Annotated in this window: 16 protein-coding genes and 1 tRNA gene; 11 read left to right on the plus strand and 6 right to left on the minus strand. The window is 61.4% G+C overall.

All coding sequences use genetic code 11. The features are described from left to right. Positions 1 to 27 precede the first annotated feature (27 nt). Positions 28 to 279, minus strand: a complete 252-nt coding sequence (locus tag VEJ16_16160) for a hypothetical protein (GenBank protein HYB11197.1) — start codon at positions 277 to 279, stop codon at positions 28 to 30. A 340-nt stretch (positions 280 to 619) separates the two neighbouring features. Between VEJ16_16160 and VEJ16_16165 the strand changes: the two genes are divergently transcribed. Continuing rightward, on the plus strand, positions 620 to 901 hold the full coding sequence (locus VEJ16_16165; protein HYB11198.1) for a hypothetical protein: 282 nt from the start codon (positions 620 to 622) through the stop codon (positions 899 to 901). A 91-nt stretch (positions 902 to 992) separates the two neighbouring features. Here VEJ16_16165 and VEJ16_16170 read toward each other — a convergent pair whose 3' ends face one another. Continuing rightward, the gene (locus VEJ16_16170) at positions 993 to 2,006 is read right to left on the minus strand and encodes a dipeptidase (protein ID HYB11199.1); all 1,014 of its coding nucleotides are present in this window, start codon (positions 2,004 to 2,006) and stop codon (positions 993 to 995) included. 195 nt (positions 2,007 to 2,201) lie between these two features. Between VEJ16_16170 and VEJ16_16175 the strand changes: the two genes are divergently transcribed. Beyond that, the gene (locus VEJ16_16175; GenBank protein HYB11200.1) at positions 2,202 to 3,119 is read left to right on the plus strand and encodes a class I SAM-dependent methyltransferase; all 918 of its coding nucleotides are present in this window, start codon (positions 2,202 to 2,204) and stop codon (positions 3,117 to 3,119) included. Between the two features lie 45 nt (positions 3,120 to 3,164). On the opposite strand, the gene VEJ16_16180 is transcribed toward VEJ16_16175, so the two are convergent. The 3 genes from VEJ16_16180 to VEJ16_16190 all read right to left on the minus strand — a co-directional run bounded on the left by VEJ16_16180 (position 3,165) and on the right by VEJ16_16190 (position 5,010). Beyond that, a complete protein-coding gene (locus tag VEJ16_16180; GenBank protein HYB11201.1) occupies positions 3,165 to 3,500 on the minus strand; it encodes a hypothetical protein in 336 nt (111 codons plus the stop codon). 60 nt (positions 3,501 to 3,560) lie between these two features. Further along, a complete protein-coding gene (locus VEJ16_16185; GenBank protein ID HYB11202.1) occupies positions 3,561 to 4,457 on the minus strand; it encodes a DMT family transporter in 897 nt (298 codons plus the stop codon). A gap of 479 nt (positions 4,458 to 4,936) precedes the next feature. Continuing rightward, positions 4,937 to 5,010, minus strand: a tRNA-Gln gene (locus VEJ16_16190). Between the two features lie 260 nt (positions 5,011 to 5,270). Between VEJ16_16190 and VEJ16_16195 the strand changes: the two genes are divergently transcribed. The 9 genes from VEJ16_16195 (at position 5,271) to VEJ16_16235 (ending at position 15,502) form a co-directional block, all read left to right on the plus strand. After that, positions 5,271 to 6,389 carry a Ppx/GppA phosphatase family protein gene (locus VEJ16_16195; protein HYB11203.1) on the plus strand — a complete coding sequence of 373 codons (1,119 nt, stop codon included), beginning with the start codon at positions 5,271 to 5,273 and terminating at the stop codon, positions 6,387 to 6,389. A gap of 36 nt (positions 6,390 to 6,425) precedes the next feature. Further along, entirely contained in the window at positions 6,426 to 7,160 is a 735-nt protein-coding gene (locus tag VEJ16_16200) for an RlmE family RNA methyltransferase (GenBank protein ID HYB11204.1), read from the plus strand. 102 nt (positions 7,161 to 7,262) lie between these two features. Then, positions 7,263 to 8,723 (plus strand): IMP dehydrogenase, encoded by a 1,461-nt coding sequence (gene guaB / locus VEJ16_16205; GenBank protein HYB11205.1) that lies wholly within the window; start codon positions 7,263 to 7,265, stop codon positions 8,721 to 8,723. Between the two features lie 21 nt (positions 8,724 to 8,744). Further along, a complete protein-coding gene (locus tag VEJ16_16210; GenBank protein HYB11206.1) occupies positions 8,745 to 10,052 on the plus strand; it encodes an RsmB/NOP family class I SAM-dependent RNA methyltransferase in 1,308 nt (435 codons plus the stop codon). Between the two features lie 88 nt (positions 10,053 to 10,140). Beyond that, positions 10,141 to 10,647, plus strand: coding sequence for a GNAT family N-acetyltransferase (locus VEJ16_16215; protein ID HYB11207.1), 507 nt, complete (start codon positions 10,141 to 10,143; stop codon positions 10,645 to 10,647). Between the two features lie 127 nt (positions 10,648 to 10,774). Further along, positions 10,775 to 12,325, plus strand: a complete 1,551-nt coding sequence (gene guaA / locus VEJ16_16220) for a glutamine-hydrolyzing GMP synthase (GenBank protein HYB11208.1) — start codon at positions 10,775 to 10,777, stop codon at positions 12,323 to 12,325. 161 nt (positions 12,326 to 12,486) lie between these two features. Continuing rightward, positions 12,487 to 13,236 (plus strand): SDR family oxidoreductase, encoded by a 750-nt coding sequence (locus tag VEJ16_16225; protein ID HYB11209.1) that lies wholly within the window; start codon positions 12,487 to 12,489, stop codon positions 13,234 to 13,236. Positions 13,237 to 13,898: 662 nt separating this feature from the next. Continuing rightward, positions 13,899 to 14,279 (plus strand): nuclear transport factor 2 family protein, encoded by a 381-nt coding sequence (locus tag VEJ16_16230; protein ID HYB11210.1) that lies wholly within the window; start codon positions 13,899 to 13,901, stop codon positions 14,277 to 14,279. Between the two features lie 377 nt (positions 14,280 to 14,656). Then, positions 14,657 to 15,502, plus strand: a complete 846-nt coding sequence (locus tag VEJ16_16235) for a hypothetical protein (GenBank protein ID HYB11211.1) — start codon at positions 14,657 to 14,659, stop codon at positions 15,500 to 15,502. Positions 15,503 to 15,676: 174 nt separating this feature from the next. Here VEJ16_16235 and VEJ16_16240 read toward each other — a convergent pair whose 3' ends face one another. Then, positions 15,677 to 15,853 (minus strand): hypothetical protein, encoded by a 177-nt coding sequence (locus tag VEJ16_16240; GenBank protein HYB11212.1) that lies wholly within the window; start codon positions 15,851 to 15,853, stop codon positions 15,677 to 15,679. Positions 15,854 to 15,858 lie beyond the last annotated feature (5 nt).

The following is a 15,858-nucleotide window of genomic DNA, read 5'->3' on the forward strand; positions in this document are numbered from 1 at the left end:
CAGCCGCGCCGTCGCTGATCGGCAAATTCAGGCCGCTTTCTTCCGATGGGGCGCCGCCTCGTCTTCGCCCCTGATGAAGAGCACGAGTGGCGTCGCACTGTTGCCCTCATGACGCGCGAAGCGAACGGCGTCATTGCACTTGAAGAACTCGCCGAACACCATGCCATCGGCGCTGCGCGCGCACCAGTGACCGTCGTGATTCTGGAAGATCTCAAAGATCGTAAAAGTGCTGGGACGGGTCTCGAGCCGCACGCGTGTCACATCATAATCGTTAGTCATGCAAGTTGCTCCCGATTGGAAAACTTGGCAGCAAAAATATGCATGCTCCTCGGGATAACCTAATAAAAACTTCATACAAAAAAGACGCACAAGACTAAAAGTGGCGTAAATGTCCCGCCGTCTCTAATACTTACGGTCGTGATGAAGATCATTTCACCTGGATCGATTGCTTTTTTAGAAGTTTTTAATTCTACGCGGGGAAAACACGAATGGAATTTTTATGGGAGCCATCCCTACGATTCGCGGCGATTGGAACGTCGTCCCTCAGGCGGCTGTTGCATAAATTGAAACGGCCTCGTGAAGCGGTCCAATTGTTCCCTTGGCAAGTGCAGGACCTGACATGATCGTAAAAAGCGACGGTATCGCCCCTCTTGCGGTCTACAATGACCTTCGCAAAATCGCGCTCGGCGATTACAAGAATAGGGACGCGCGTTTGGATGCGGTGGATGTTCGGATGACCCGCCTACGAGCCGAGATCGTCGAGTATGCCAAGCGATCGCGCTGGGAGGGCGAAGACTTGAGGGAATGGAACAATAGCCTCGCACGCAAGGTGAGGGAGGGCATGGCGGACTCGGGTCCGAGAATGTTCGCGGTCTTTCAGCGCGCACTCCACCAATTATGATGCCGCATCGACCCACGTAAGTCGTGGTTGGCAACCACACGAATTAGCCGGCATGCTCCCGGCAGAACGCGGACCCATTGCGCGTCTGCTGTTATTTCCGCTTGGAATTCCAAGTCTCACGCGCGACCCGCGTCATGTTTTCGCCCAGAATCCCGCGCACCTCGATGTCGCTGTAACCGCGGGCGAGCAGTGCCTCCGTTATCTCGGGAAAACGTTCAGGCGGCACGATCGCCATGTCGTCCAAATCGTACTCGTTGCCGGGCGGCCACCATTCGTCAGGGTGAGAGCCGGCCGGCAGGTCGCCGCTCAGCGCGCCGAAGACATAGTCGAGCCCAAGGCCGATATGGGCTGCTCCGACACGTTCGGCTATATAGTCGATGTGCCGCACGAGCGTTTCCAGGCGGATGTCGTTCGCCCCAAGAAAAATCCCGATTCCACTGACGGCGATGACGCCGCCTGTTTGCGCGCAAGCAACGATCTGGTCGTTACGGATGTTTCGCGCGTGATCTTTCAATTCCCGAACATTCGAGTGGGAGAAAATCACGGGCCGCGTGGAGCGTTCCATGACTTCCATACTCGTGCGATAGCCCGAGTGCGAGCAGTCCATAAGCAGCCCGACCCGGTTGATTTCCTGGACCACTTGGCGCCCGAAGGCAGTCAAGGGCGCATCGTTTCCGTGGCAACCGCCCGCCACGGAATTATCGCGGTTATACGCGAGATGAATTTGCCGGACGCCGAGATCGCTAAAAAGTTGCACCATCGCAAGGTCGTTTTCGAGCATAGCGGCACCTTCCAAATCGAAGGCGACGGCAAGCTTGCCTTGGCGCTTGGCGCGGTCGATGTCGTCGACGGAGTCTGCCAGCAGGAATCGGTCCGAATGCCTTTCGAGCCACGCACGGAAGTTCGCAATCACCCGCATGATTTGGGAGACCGGATTGAAATCCATGCCAACATTGACCGATACAAAAGTGACGCCCGCCGCCCGATGCCGTTCCAGCGGCTCCATGGATTGGCCGGGTGTGAGCGGAAGACAAGTGTGCGCGTCCCAGACGATGCCCGCCGAGTGAAGTGCGCGCCCTCTTGCCGAGATTTGCCAGTCTGTCATTGCGCTTTCCACTATTGAGTTTCGTCAGGCCGAACGCAAGCGCGTTTCAGGGAAGTCGTTGGCCGCCGCTCGCGAAGAAAGCACGGTCGACCGAAAGAAAGGCGCCCATTGCTAAGCCGGTATCGGGAGGCGTAGCTTGTCCCGCGATTGTGAAATCGCCGGCGCGGGGCCGCTGGCGCAAATGTTGGAGGCATCGTGGATTTGCGGCCATATGGGCTCTCGCACAGCCAGATCGAGCGCGCCGCGAGCGTGCTCAACTATCAGCCGTTCATCATCTCGGACGACATACAGACCGGGGTAGCCTGGAGCTGGGTCAGCGGCAGCGATCCGCGCATCTCGCCACCGCTCGTGTTTCGGCGCGACGAGTGGAACGGCAAGTGGGGTGCAATCGAAGACGCAAACGCGCGCTTGCGCACCATGTACGACGATTTTATCGCCGAGATCGTCAGCCGCTATCCGGGCGGCAGCCTCTTCGATATTGCCTGCAATAACGGCTACTTCCCGGTCAAGGCGCAGCTTTCAGGGATGTCGCGCTGTGCCGGCATGGACATGGGAGCGGCGTACAAGCACTCGATTCGGTTGCTCAACAAGGTGACGGGCGCGCGCGTCAAATTCCATCACGGAGCTTACGATTCTGTGCGTCACGAAGGGCCGATTCGCGGGCAATACGACGTGGTGATTTCCTCCGCCATCATGTGCCACCTGCCCGATCCGCTGAATTTCCTTGCCTATCTCGGTCGAGTGGCGCGGCATGCAATATTCTTTTTCGGCCAAGTCGTCGACACGGACGCACTTTTGGTTTCCTATTTGCCGCCGCATCCAACCCTTTCAGGCGTTCGCTCCTTTCCCTGCTCATTCAACGACAACACGCGGCTTTCGATGGGCCTCATGAAGTTGTCGCTCGACTCGATGGGCTTTCGCAAGCTCGTAGAGTTTCCCTGGCGCGACACATGGTTGTCGCGCGAAATCTTCGTCGGTCATGACTATGAGGCGCATCTGCCTTATATCCAGGCGGACACCGAGGATCGGCGTTCCTTTGCCGCCAAGGGTGCTCGCTTGCTGGAGGAGCTCCGGGGCGGCTCGCGCCATATGGCCTTCCTCGCCATGCGTTAGACGTGGTGCGTCAGCCCTTCTTCCGGGGCGTCGGTTGTCCCATTCTCATCCGCATTTGAACGTCGACAACTCGCCCGTCAGGATTCCGCTCGGGCAATCCTCGAGGGAGGGAATGTAGATTGCGTGCTTGCCATAAGCCATGCAGCGCTGCTCAGCCAGATCCGCCACACTTTGATAACTATCGAAATTGGTATCTCGACATATCGATACCATGTCCGGCGTCTCTCCGATCACACGAGGCGAGTCGGGCGAACAGCCCGCGTTCGCGGCCAGCAACGCAAATAGTCCCATGAAATACCCGCTTCTCCGGGGCGCCTGACGACGCCCTGTCAGTCGGAACCCTCGCCCGACGAGCTTTGTCGCCTCCTGCACCAGGTTCATATTCGCCTCCTTTTTCGTCATTTCGCGCGTGTTCAAGAATTCAGTGCGTTCGGCGATCATCTATGCCTTTTCGGCACTGAGTCGGGTCGTTCGGCTTCGACCGCCTCGTGCGAGGTAGACGCCGCCGAGGCAAAGCAACAGGCCGATTGCGGTGTACAGGGACAATGGCTGCCCGAACATTACCCAAGCCCATAAGGATGTGACCGGTGGAGCCAGATAGATAAGGCTGCTGGTTCGAACGACGCCCCAGCGCACGAGACAGATGTAGTAAAGTCCGTATCCGCCAAGTGTTGCAAACAAGATGGCCCACGCGACCGCACCGAAGAATTGCAGCGAGGGCTGAGGCCAAAACACGCCGTTGTAAATCGCGAGGGGAAAAAACAAAGCCGCTGTCACGAGCGTCTGAAACGCGAGCGAGGAAGGAAGATCGGCACCGTCCCACTTGGCCTTGGCGATCAGGGTGGCAATCACCATGGAAGCCATCGACCCAAAACAAAGGAGATAGCCGAGAAGTTGATTGCCGGCGCTGAGGCCACCTACCGAAAAGACGACGCCCGACAAGCCGATCGTAAGACCGATCCACTGCCTACGGGCGACGCGCTCGCCAAGAATTGGACCAGCGCATACGCCAGTCGCCAAGGGTTGCAGCGCCGAGATCAACGACGCGGTACCGGCCGGCAACCCGAGATTTATCGCCTCTATACCGAGGCCAATGCAGGAAAACATGCCGACAGCGCCAAGCAATCCATGAGTCAGGCACCACCGCCACGTCACACCGCGGCGAATAGCCCTCCACAGAAATGGTGAAAACAAGAGCGAAACCAAAACAAACCGCCAAAGGAGGACACGTATGATCGACCCTGTGTTGGAAGCGAGGATGGCGCCAAGATACGCAGAGCTCCATGCCAGAACCAAGCCGGCTTGAAAGATCACCAATGGGACACGGTCGAAAATCATCACCGGTTACTCAACGAGAGCTGCAAAAGTGATCTGTACCATCGCCACCGACCGAGGAATAGCGCCGACGATCGATTGTCGCACTGGCGCTCGGAGCGGAGCCGCAAGTTGACAAGTTAATTCGGCGCGATACGTGATGGCGGGGCGGTCGTCCTTCATTTTTGGTCGATAGCGGTCACCGATGAGAACCGTGTGCTTGCGGATGCGCGCGGTCGTTATTTTTCCGCCTCAATGTCTCGCGTACTCAATTATTTCCGCAATCGAATCGTCCGTCCCAGGAAAACGAGAATTGACCCAAATTCGCAGATCGTGAACATGACAGCCTATTCGTATTCCACGCGTGTTACTCGCAGTAATGGGCGAGCGTGCGGATCCCGGGTAAGTACGCGGTATTCATGCGGAGTGGGCGGCACGATGTCTTGCCGATAGAAATGCCGCCTTGAGGCGGTATAAGGGCCAGTTCCACGGAGCATTTCGAGTGGCTGGGGGACCTGGATTCGAACCAAGATTCACGGAGTCAGAGTCCGTTGTCCTACCGTTAGACGATCCCCCAAATGAGATCGGCAAAATTACGATAGTCCGAAGTCGGCACCATCTAAAGCCGTCCGTGGGAAAATTCCAGCATTTTGTGTGGAGAACCGTGCCTCAAGCGCCGACAGGGATTCCGCTCGTTCGCTGTTTTGATCGCCCCATCGGCCCGATTGCGAATCGCAGGGCTTGGTTAGCACCCACCAACGAGGCATTATAGGGCTAACAGGGCAATGGGCCGGTACGCGAAGCACCGCCACGAAAAATGCAGCGCGCGGGCCGGTCGTGACACAGGGCAACGGCTTGGCGAGCGGATTACCTCAACGGAACCTCGGGGGAGGGCGCCACCATGACTGGCGGCGCCGTCCGCGTGGCCCTGTCTACGCCGCCCTCGATCTCGGCACCAACAATTGCCGTCTTCTTGTTGCGCGCCCCATGTCCTTCAATGGCAACGGTGCCGTCGGGTTCAAGGTAATCGATGCCTTCTCGCGTATCGTACGCCTGGGCGAGGGCCTCGGCGGCGCCGAGCGTGGCGCAGCACCCGTGCTTTCCGGGCCGGCGGTCGAGCGCACCATCGAGGCGCTCAAGATTTGCGCGCAAAAGATGCGTCGGTGCCGCGTGAGTTATGCGCGCAGCGTGGCGACCGAGGCATGCCGGCGTGCCGCGAACGGGGCGAGCTTTCTCACCCGTGTTGAGGCCGAGACGGGTCTTTCGCTCGAAGTCATCAGCCCGGACGAGGAGGCAAGGCTCGCCATGACCGGTTGCCTGCCGCTTCTCGATCCGGAGGTGCCGCATGCGCTTCTCTTCGACATCGGGGGCGGATCGACGGAGCTTAGTTGGCTAAGGGTTTCGACCGATCATGACGCGGGAACCGTTGCGCATATGCTTGACTCGATTTCCCTGCCCATGGGAGTGGTCGGCTTCGCCGAGCGCTATGGCGGTCGACACGTCGATCGTGCTGCCTATCGGGCGATGGTCGAGGAAGTCGGTGCAGCGCTGAATTCGTTCGACGCCGTGCACGAAATCTCTGCGGCGGTCCGGCGGGGTGCGGTGCAGATGATTGGCACCTCCGGAACCGTGACGACCCTTGCAGCCGTTTATCTCGAATTGCCCCGTTACGATCGCGCGACGGTGGATGGTATTTATCTCAGTTTCGATGTCATGGCGAATGCGACGCGCCAGCTCAAGGATATGACTTTCGTGGAACGCGCAGCACACCCTTGCGTCGGCACCGAGCGCGCCGATCTCGTCATTGCGGGGCTCGCCATCCTCGACGCGATCTGCCGGTTGTGGCCGGTCGGGAGATTGCGGGTCGCCGACCGCGGCCTGCGCGAAGGCATCCTGATCGGGCTCATGAAGCGCCATCGCGATTGGCCGCGTCATGACGACGGGGCGCCGGAGTGACGCTTCGGGCGCGCACGCATCCGCACGCTTACGCCGATGCGTAGGGGAAGGGGCGGCTCCAAGACATCGAAGCGCAAGGCCGCGACGCCAGGGGGTGGCGTGCGCGCGCCTGCCGTGCGGCTCAGCACCAAGAACGCTCGCACGCCATCGCAAAAGCGCTGGCTCGAACGGCAGTTGAACGATCCTTACGTCGCCGAGGCTCGTCGGCTCGGTTATCGTTCCCGTGCTGCCTTCAAGCTCGTGCAGCTCGACGATAGGCTCCGTCTCCTGAGGCCCGGTGCGCGTGTCGTCGATCTCGGCGCTGCACCGGGCGGATGGACCCAGGTCGCGGCAGCACGAACCCGTGCGGGCATGCCGGGCGGGGGGAAGATCGTCGCGATCGATATCGCCGAGATGAGCCCCGTGCCGGGTGCCGAGATACAGCACCTCGATTTCCTTGCCGAGGGTGCGCGCGCGGAAATTTGCACGACCCTCGGTGGGCAGGCCGATCTCGTGTTGAGCGACATGGCGCCGCCCTCGACGGGCCATCACGCGACCGATCATATCCGCATCATGGCACTCGCCGAGGCTGCGGCCGATTTCGCCGCCGAAGTGCTGGCGCCTGGCGGCGCCTTTGTCGCAAAGGTCTGGCAAGGCGGCGCCGAACGCTCGCTCCTCGATCGTCTCAAGCGCGACTTCGAGAAGGTGCGCCACGTCAAACCAGCGGCAAGCCGCGCCGAATCGTCGGAGCTTTACGTCGTGGCGACCGGGTTCCGTGGCGTCGAGGGGTGAGCGTCACGGTGCTGAATCGGCCAAAAACCTTTTGCCAAGGCCCTTTCTTTCGCGAATTTGATGTGTATATTGAGCCGCCACCCCCTACCTAGAGGAGGCGGCATGCAGATTCGCGAGGCGCTTACATTCGACGACGTTTTGCTCGTTCCTGCGCGTTCCGAGATCTTGCCGACCGAAACGGATACCCGCACACGATTGACCAAACGGGTAGAACTCGGCATCCCACTCCTCTCCGCGGCTATGGACACCGTCACCGAGGCGGCTCTTGCGATCGCAATGGCCCAGGCCGGCGGCCTCGGCATCATTCATAAAAACGTTACCGTCGCCGAGCAGGCGAACGAAGTCCGCAAGGTCAAGAAATTCGAAGCCGGCATGGTGGTCAACCCGCTCACCATCGGCCCGGATGCGACGCTCGCCGACGCACTCAAGCTCATGGCCGACCACAAGATCTCGGGCATTCCCGTGATCGAGAACAGCGGCAAGCTCGTGGGTATCGTGACGAACCGCGACGTGCGATTCGCAACCGACCCAGGCGAGCCGATCCACCGCTTGATGACCAAGGACAACCTCGTCACCGTGCGCGAGGGCGTCGACATGGTGGAGGCGAAGCGGCTCCTTCATAAGCATCGCATCGAAAAACTCCTTGTAGTCGACGGCCGCTTTCGTTGTGTCGGCCTTATCACGGTCAAAGACATCGAGAAGGCGAAAACCTATCCCAACGCCTGCAAAGACGAGAAGGGACGGCTCCGCGCGGGCGCTGCGGTCGGGGTAGGAGACGCGGGTGTGGAGCGGGCCGAAGCGCTTTTCGACGCGGAGGTCGATGTCATCGTCGTCGACACCGCACATGGCCACTCCAAAGGCGTCCTGTCGACGGTCGAACGCGTGCGCAAGCTCTCGAACTATACGCAAGTCGTTGGCGGCAATGTGGCAACACCGGAGGGTGCGAAGGCGCTCATCGATGCAGGTGCCGACGCCGTGAAGGTCGGGATCGGCCCCGGATCGATCTGCACGACTCGGGTGGTGGCGGGTGTCGGCGTGCCGCAACTGACCGCAATCTTCGATACCGCGGAGGAATGCCGCAAGCAGGGTGTTCCCGTCATATCGGATGGTGGTATCAAGACCTCGGGCGACCTTGCCAAGGCGCTCGCGGCAGGTGCCTCCTGCGCCATGATAGGCTCGCTCTTTGCCGGGACGGACGAAAGCCCCGGCGAAGTTTATCTCTACCAGGGCCGCTCGTATAAATCGTACCGCGGGATGGGCTCCCTTGGTGCGATGGCGCGCGGCTCCGCGGACCGTTACTTCCAGGCCGAGATCACCGACTCGCTGAAGCTGGTGCCGGAAGGGATCGAGGGACGCGTGCCTTATCGCGGGCCGGTCGCGACGATCCTTCACCAGCTTGTGGGCGGTCTGCGCTCAGCCCTCGGCTATACGGGCAGCGCCTCGATCGCCGACCTCCAGAGGAACGCCAAGTTCGTGCGCATAACCAACGCGGGATTGCGCGAAAGCCACGTCCACGACGTCGCGATCACGCGCGAGGCGCCGAATTACTGGACCGAGCGCTAAGCGCTCGGTACTTAGCCGGAAATGACTCCCTCCGCTCGCATCGAGGCCGCGATCGAATTGTTGCGTTCGATCGAAGGGCCGGCGCGTCCAGCCGACCAGGCGGCCTCCGAATATTTCCGTGCGCACCGCTACATCGGCTCGAAGGACCGCCGGGCGGTTTCCGATCTCTTCTACGGGATCGTGCGGCGGCGCGCGGCACTCGATTGGTGGCTCGCGCGATCGGGTGCATCGGATCTCGAGCCGCAACGCGCGCGCGCGATCGCGGCACTGGTCCTCGTCGAGGGATGGACTGCGGACGATTTCACGGCAGGTTTCGACGGGGTGCGCTATCACCCGAAAGCACTCTCGCCCGCCGAACGTGCACTCGTGCGCGCGCTGCAAAAGCACACCCTCGATCATCCGGGTCAACCCGATTGGGTTCGCCTCGAGGTTCCGGAATGGCTCATCGAGCGGCTGCGGCCCTTGTTCGGGGAGCGGCTCGAACGCGAGCTCGCGGCGTTGCAAGAGGAGGCGCCCTTCGATCTGCGCGTCAACCGCCTCAAAGCCACGCGCGAGGAAGCGCTCTCGGCCCTCGAGGCCGAGGGGATCGCAGCGGAGCCTTCTCCGATTTCGCCGATCGGCCTTCGCCTTGCCGTGCGCATTGCAATCGCGAATTCGAAAGCGTTTCGCGAAGGTCTGGTCGAAGTACAGGACGAAGGCTCCCAGATCGTCGCCCTGTTGACCGATGCTCGAGCGGGGATGCGCGTGTGCGATTTCTGCGCGGGTGCCGGGGGAAAGACGCTGACCCTTGCTGCGCAGATGAAGAACCAAGGGCAGATTACGGCCCTCGACGTGCGGGAGAGCCGCCTCGCGCGGGCGGCACAGCGCCTGCGTCGGGCGGGGGTCCATAACGTCACGCGTCGCGTGTTGGCGAGCCAGCGCGATCCCTGGGTCAAGCACCACAAGGAAAGCTTCGATCGCGTTTTCATCGACGCTCCCTGCACGGGTTGCGGCACGTGGCGGCGAAATCCCGATGCGAAGTGGCGCATCGAACCTTCGGATATTGCCGAGCTTGCAGCCCTTCAGGCCGACATCCTCGACAGTTCGGCACGGCTGGTGCGACGTGGCGGGCGGCTCGTCTACGCAACGTGTTCCCTTTTGCCTGAGGAGAACGAGGCGCAAGTGGTCAGGTTCCTCGCCTCTCACGACTCGTTTCGCCACCTTCCGGTCGAGGAGATTTGGCCGGCCGCAATCGGCGGCCGGTGTCCGTCGTTTGGACCGAACCTTCAATTGACGCCCGCGAGCCACGGCACCGACGGGTTTTTCGCGGCGATCTTCGAGCGAGGCTGACTCCGGCTGGAAGCCGTGATAGCGTTTCGTCATGTCGCTCGTGAGACAAGCATACCCTTCCGACGCTCCGGCAATCGCAAGGATACATGTGGAAACCTGGCGGGCGACTTATGCCGGTATTCTCCCCGAGGGTGCGCTTGCCCGCATGCGGGAGAAAAATCACCGCGCCAACTGGTCGCATCTCCTCCAGGGTCATCGGTCTGGGCTGCGGGAGGGCGAGCTGGTGATGGTCGCGGAGGAGGCGAAGGCCGGCGTCGTCGGTTTCGTCAGCGCCGGTCGTGTCCGGAGCGCCATTCCAGGCTATGACGGCGAAATCTATACGCTTTATGTCAGCCCCGATTTCCAAAACCGGGGCGTGGGCTCCAAGCTCCTGACCGGTAGCTTCCGAAAACTCGAGGCATGCCGGATTCATAGCGTCATGCTGTGGGTCCTCGCGCGCAATCCGTCGCGATTTTTCTATGAGGCTTCGGGTGGGCTCATCGTCGCGACTCGGAAGGAACGGTTTTGGGGGGTTGTGCTCTCCGAACTTGCCTATGGCTGGCCGGACCTTGCCCGGACCCTCAACCGCTCGTCCGACGGCGCCAGGGCGGATTGAGCCGCCGCGGCAAAACGCCTAGCCCCCTGGCATTTCGCCGGCACATGGAGTCATTCGACAAAATCGAGAAAATGAATTAGTTAGGGGCGCTCTCGGCATGCGTGGCGTATTTCATTGGCCGGAGCAGATGACCGATCGCGTTCTCATCATCGATTTCGGATCCCAGGTAACCCAACTCATCGCCCGCCGGGTGCGCGAGAGCGGGGTCTATTGCGAGATCCATCCCTTCAACAAGGTAAGTGCTGAGTCGCTTGCGGCTTTCGCGCCGAAGGCGATCATTCTCTCCGGGGGGCCTGCCTCGCTTACCAAGGCGGAAAGCCCGCGCGCACCCGCCGAGGTGTTCAAGCTAGGCATTCCGGTGCTCGGCATTTGTTACGGCTTTCAGGCGATGTGCGCGCAGCTCGGCGGCGAAGTCCAAGCCTCGGAGCATCAAGAATTCGGCCGCGCCTTCGTCGAGGTGACCGGCGATTCCGTGCTTTGGGACGGGGTTTGGAAGAAGGGCGAGCGCCAGCAGGTCTGGATGAGCCATGGGGACCGGGTGGTGCGCCTGCCGGTTGGCTTTCGCGCCGTCGGCGTGAGCGATGGTGCGCCCTTCGCGATGATCGCCGACGATGCGCGCCGATTCTATGGCACACTCTTTCATCCCGAAGTCGTTCACACGCCCCACGGCGCCGATCTCCTGCGAAATTTTACGCGCAAGGTCGCGGGTTGCGCCGGCGATTGGACCATGGCGGCCTTTCACCAGCAGGCGGTGGCGCGGATTCGCGAGCAAGTCGGGAAAGCGCGGGTAATCTGCGGGCTTTCGGGTGGGGTCGACAGCTCCGTTGCGGCGGTGCTCATTCATGAAGCGATCGGGGAGCGGCTTCATTGCATCTTCATCGATCACGGCCTCCTGCGCCAGGGCGAGGCGGAGGAAGTCGAGCGCCTCTTTCGCGGCCATTACAACATCCCGCTCGTCGCGCGCGATGCGAGCGGCTTGTTCCTCGCGCGTCTCGAAGGTGTGGGGGACCCGGAGCAGAAGCGCAAGATCATCGGCGTCACATTCATCGACGTGTTCGAGGAGGAGGCGAAAAAGCTCGGTGGTGCGGACTTCCTCGCCCAGGGAACGCTTTATCCCGATGTGATCGAATCCGTCTCGCCCCTCGGCGGTCCCTCCGTAACGATCAAATCGCATCACAATGTGGGCGGTTTGCCGGCCCGCATGAAGCTCAAGCTGGTCGAGCCGCTTCGCGAACTCTTCAAGGACGAGGTCCGCGCCCTCGGCCGCGAACTCGGCCTGCCGAAAGCGCTCGTCGGTCGGCATCCCTTTCCCGGCCCCGGCCTCGCCATCCGTTGCCCGGGTGCCGTCACCCACGAGAAGCTCGATATCCTCCGCAAGGCCGATTCGATTTTTTTGGAGGAGATTCGCACGGCAGGGCTTTATGACGCGATCTGGCAGGCTTTCGCCGTACTGCTTCCGGTGCGCAGCGTCGGCGTCATGGGCGACGCACGCTCCTACGATTACGTTTGCGCACTCCGTGCCGTGACGTCGACCGACGGCATGACGGCCGACTCCTACCCCTTCGACCACGGCTTCATCGCCGGTGTCGCGACGCGTATCGTCAACGAGGTGCGCGGCATCAACCGCGTGGTCTACGACGTGACGAGCAAGCCGCCGGGAACGGTGGAATGGGAGTAGGGAAGCGTACAAAAGGATACTCAAGGATAGCATGGCGCGCTTGTGGCAACTGAGGCGAGTCGATAGACATCGACCGTAGCGGGCTCTGCCGCATCTGGGACCGTCGGCCGGCTCGGGTGCAGGTAAGAACCCGACTTCTGAAAGCTAGCAAAGGACATGTTGTGGCTGCTGAACTTGGACGCCCGGTTGCGCTCGTCACCGGCTCGACATCGGGGATCGGTGAAGCAATTGCGCGGCGACTTGGGCGCGAGGGCTATGCGGTGGTTCTTCATTCGCGCAGCTCGGCCGAAACCGGCCGGGCCCTGGCATCCGAGCTGGACCACGCGGCGTATCTTCAAGCGGACGTTGCGCGGGACGCCGAGCGGGTCCGGCTGGTTCGGGAGGCGGCGCTGTTCTGGGGCCGGCTGGACGTGCTTGTCAATAATGCCGGCATTAGCCGCGTGATCCCGCACGGCGACCTGGCCGCGGCGACACCGTCGGTGTGGCACGAGCTGAACGAGGTGAACCTTGTCGCGCCCTTCCGACTCGTGGCGGAGGCGGAGCCATTTCTGCGCGAAGCTGCTCGGCGCGGCCGGCCGGGTTGTGTCATCAATATCAGTTCCCATGCCGGCGTTCGGCCGAAGGGCGCCTCGATCCCCTATTCCGCGAGCAAAGCGGCACTGAACCATGTCACCAAACTGCTCGCCCTGTCGCTCGCGCCGGACATCCGGGTCAATGCCGTGGCGCCCGGGCTGGTGGACACGCCCCTCACGGCAGATTGGACAGCGGCGCAGGCGCTTTGGCGCGAGCGCTCGCCGATGCGCCGGGCCGCAAGTCCCGACGACATCGCGCAGGCCGTGATGATGCTAGTCGCTTCCGATTATCTCACAGGCGAGATTCTGCTGTCAGATGGCGGGCTCAACCTCACCTGATCTCGACGAGAGGCAAACCGGCTGAGTTCGCCGCTCGGCAAGACTCGCCGCTCAGCGCCAACGTCCTCACGACAGAGCGCGCCCTCGGGCTGTCCGTGGAGGGGAGGCGCTGATACGCTATCAGTTACGGAGCACTTATTTTTGCAACAGCAGCCTGATCATAGAGACTCGGCAGATGCGAGCACATTTCGACGGGGGTCTCGGATTGACGAGCTAGACCAGAGAACGGCCGATGGCCGAACTACTCTTCGAAGAGAATGATTTAGGCCCGACCGTGGTGTCTACGTCGGATCCACAAATTCCGATGACCGCCGTTGGCCAGTTTCTCGCCCGCGATTTCGTTCTGCCCAGGCGGTATTAAGGAAGAGCCAATGGAGCGTGTTTGCTGATCGTGCTATCAAGCGTCGACGGTCTTTTTCGTCCTGGCGCGAGAATGTGCTCGGCGAGCGACAACGCAAAAATCGACCGATCGTTGTCGAAAGACGTTGAAACGTCGGCGAATTCGAATCGTGCGAATTTTCCTTTGAAATCATGAGCAAAAAATTTTGACGGCTCATTGTTCGGATTTCGAGCGGCATCAGAAAAAATTTGCGACGATGAATCAGCGCGTTACGATGCACAGAGAGAATCGAGTGGGAGTGACCAGGAACGGGAGCAGCAGGATGGATGAGCATGTCATTCGAGAGGCGCTCAATCGCCACTGGTCCGCCTCGGACGCAAATGACTTCGACGTTGAGCATGACATATACCGAGAGGACGCGGTGCTCGAATACCCGCAATCGGGCGAGCGCATCAGGGGCCGGCACAACATACAGGCCGCTCGCGCCGCGCAGCCGAACTTCAAGCGCTTCACGGTGCGCCGGATCGTCGGCACGGGCGACCTATGGGTCACGGAATTCATCCTCACCTATGACGGTCAGCCGTCCTATTCGGTGAGCGTCATGGAGTTCCTGCTCGGCAAGGTGGCCCGCGAGACCCAATACTTTGGCGATCCGTTCGAGCCCGGACCTTCGCGCGCGCAATGGGTCGAGCGGATGGAGTGAAACGGGCGCGACAGTCGCGTGCCCACGCGTGTTGGACCGGGCATAGCTGCCCGTCGATACCGCCCAGCTCGTAAATGATTGCCGCTGTCGCTGAGGCGAGCGCCTGCATCGTCGTAACTAACAATGAGAGGGGCCTCGCCGGCATCAAGACGATCAACCCCCTTCGACGGGGCCGATGATGGCCGACCTCCACCTGCGCGACATCGTGCTGCATCTGTGGATGCGGCGTTGGAAAAAGCCGGTGACCGCGTTGGCCCTTCTCGCGCCCTATAGAGTCTTGCCGCCAAACGCGCGATTTGGTTAAGCTCCAGCACAATCGAATCGCCAGCAATGCCAATATGTTGACGGCATGAGTGAAATCACCTACAAGATTCGGTATGAATAGCCGCAGTCGCGATGCCGCCTATTGGCGACGCCGGATTGAGCGAGATTATCCGGAAGTGGCCGAGCGTCTGCGCAAGGGGGAAATCGTGAGCGTGCGGGCGGCGGCCATCGAAGCCGGGCTCATTCATCAACCCTCGCCGCTCCTCGAGCTTCGCCGCGCCTGGCGTAAGGCGAGTGCCGCGGACCGCGCAGCCTTCATGGCCGATGTTGCGGTGCGCGAGCTGGCGCAGCAGCAATTCGCTGTACATCGCCAAAGACGCGAACGTGTCGTTCATGGCGACACGGCGGCAAACGGCGGCGCCATGCCTTTGCCTTTGAATCTGCCGAAGCAGCCACATCGGGCAACGCCAAACGTGACTCAAATTGCACCGCGCGTGGTGAGCGAGGGCGAAATCCGGCGATTGGACTCATCGCAGTCGCTTGGCACCCTGCCTGGGGCAGGGTCGCTCAAGCCTGACGAAAAGGTCTTGCGCATTCCCCAGGAACATGTCCGTGGGGAGCCCATCAGCGCTCCGCCTACGCCGCCCACGCCGCTCGACCCGCGGCAAGGCAAGCACCGCTCGGGCGTGCGCAGGCTCTGGGGCCTGGTGTCCTTGCCAAGTACGCCGGGCGATCTCGACACGTCCGAAAGTGCTCGAAGCAGCGGTCCCGGCATCAAAGTCGGCGACCGATTCTATAAAGTCGACGCGGGCCCGGTTCCCTGGGAAGTCCTATCGGTTTCTCCGGGGCCGCACGGGGTGCAGCATGCCAGGATTGCGTGCGTGGAAGAGCCCGACACCGTCCGCACCGTGAGCTTCGCGGCACTCACGGACCCAGGCCGTTATCAGCGCATCCGGTGATGACCGGCGATTCCCCTGGCTCACGGAAATTTGCGGGGCGCCTTGGGGACCGATCGTTGACCGCGCCTTTGGCAGGGGCGTATTCTCGGCATCATCGCTCCGCAACGGAGGTGGATCCATGTCGAAATTGAGCTTGTCGATTTTGGGCGCACTGGCCTTTGTCGCAATGGCAGGTCAGGCGATGGCTTGCGAATATTCGAACTCGGCAATGTCCACGCCGACCGCCACGACGGCGGACAGTGGCAGCACGGCGCCGGCGGCACCCACACCGACACCGCAATCACCCAATTCGGGTGGCTGAGCGCGCACCGCAGTGCGGCTTATCGTTTGAACGCTCGCAGATAATTTCACGACGT

The organism is Alphaproteobacteria bacterium (assembly GCA_035625915.1).
GTDB lineage: Bacteria > Pseudomonadota > Alphaproteobacteria > JACZXZ01 > JACZXZ01 > DATDHA01.

Coding starts and splice junctions, on each gene's coding strand:
- VEJ16_16185 (HYB11202.1), bottom strand. CDS start 4,457: ATGATTTTCGACCGTGTCCCATTGGTGATCTTTCAAGCCGGCTTGGTT.
- VEJ16_16200 (HYB11204.1), top strand. CDS start 6,426: ATGCGTAGGGGAAGGGGCGGCTCCAAGACATCGAAGCGCAAGGCCGCG.
- VEJ16_16165 (HYB11198.1), top strand. CDS start 620: ATGATCGTAAAAAGCGACGGTATCGCCCCTCTTGCGGTCTACAATGAC.
- VEJ16_16230 (HYB11210.1), top strand. CDS start 13,899: ATGGATGAGCATGTCATTCGAGAGGCGCTCAATCGCCACTGGTCCGCC.
- VEJ16_16235 (HYB11211.1), top strand. CDS start 14,657: ATGAATAGCCGCAGTCGCGATGCCGCCTATTGGCGACGCCGGATTGAG.
- VEJ16_16160 (HYB11197.1), bottom strand. CDS start 279: ATGACTAACGATTATGATGTGACACGCGTGCGGCTCGAGACCCGTCCC.
- guaA (HYB11208.1), top strand. CDS start 10,775: ATGACCGATCGCGTTCTCATCATCGATTTCGGATCCCAGGTAACCCAA.
- VEJ16_16170 (HYB11199.1), bottom strand. CDS start 2,006: ATGACAGACTGGCAAATCTCGGCAAGAGGGCGCGCACTTCACTCGGCG.
- guaB (HYB11205.1), top strand. CDS start 7,263: ATGCAGATTCGCGAGGCGCTTACATTCGACGACGTTTTGCTCGTTCCT.
- VEJ16_16210 (HYB11206.1), top strand. CDS start 8,745: ATGACTCCCTCCGCTCGCATCGAGGCCGCGATCGAATTGTTGCGTTCG.
- VEJ16_16180 (HYB11201.1), bottom strand. CDS start 3,500: ATGAACCTGGTGCAGGAGGCGACAAAGCTCGTCGGGCGAGGGTTCCGA.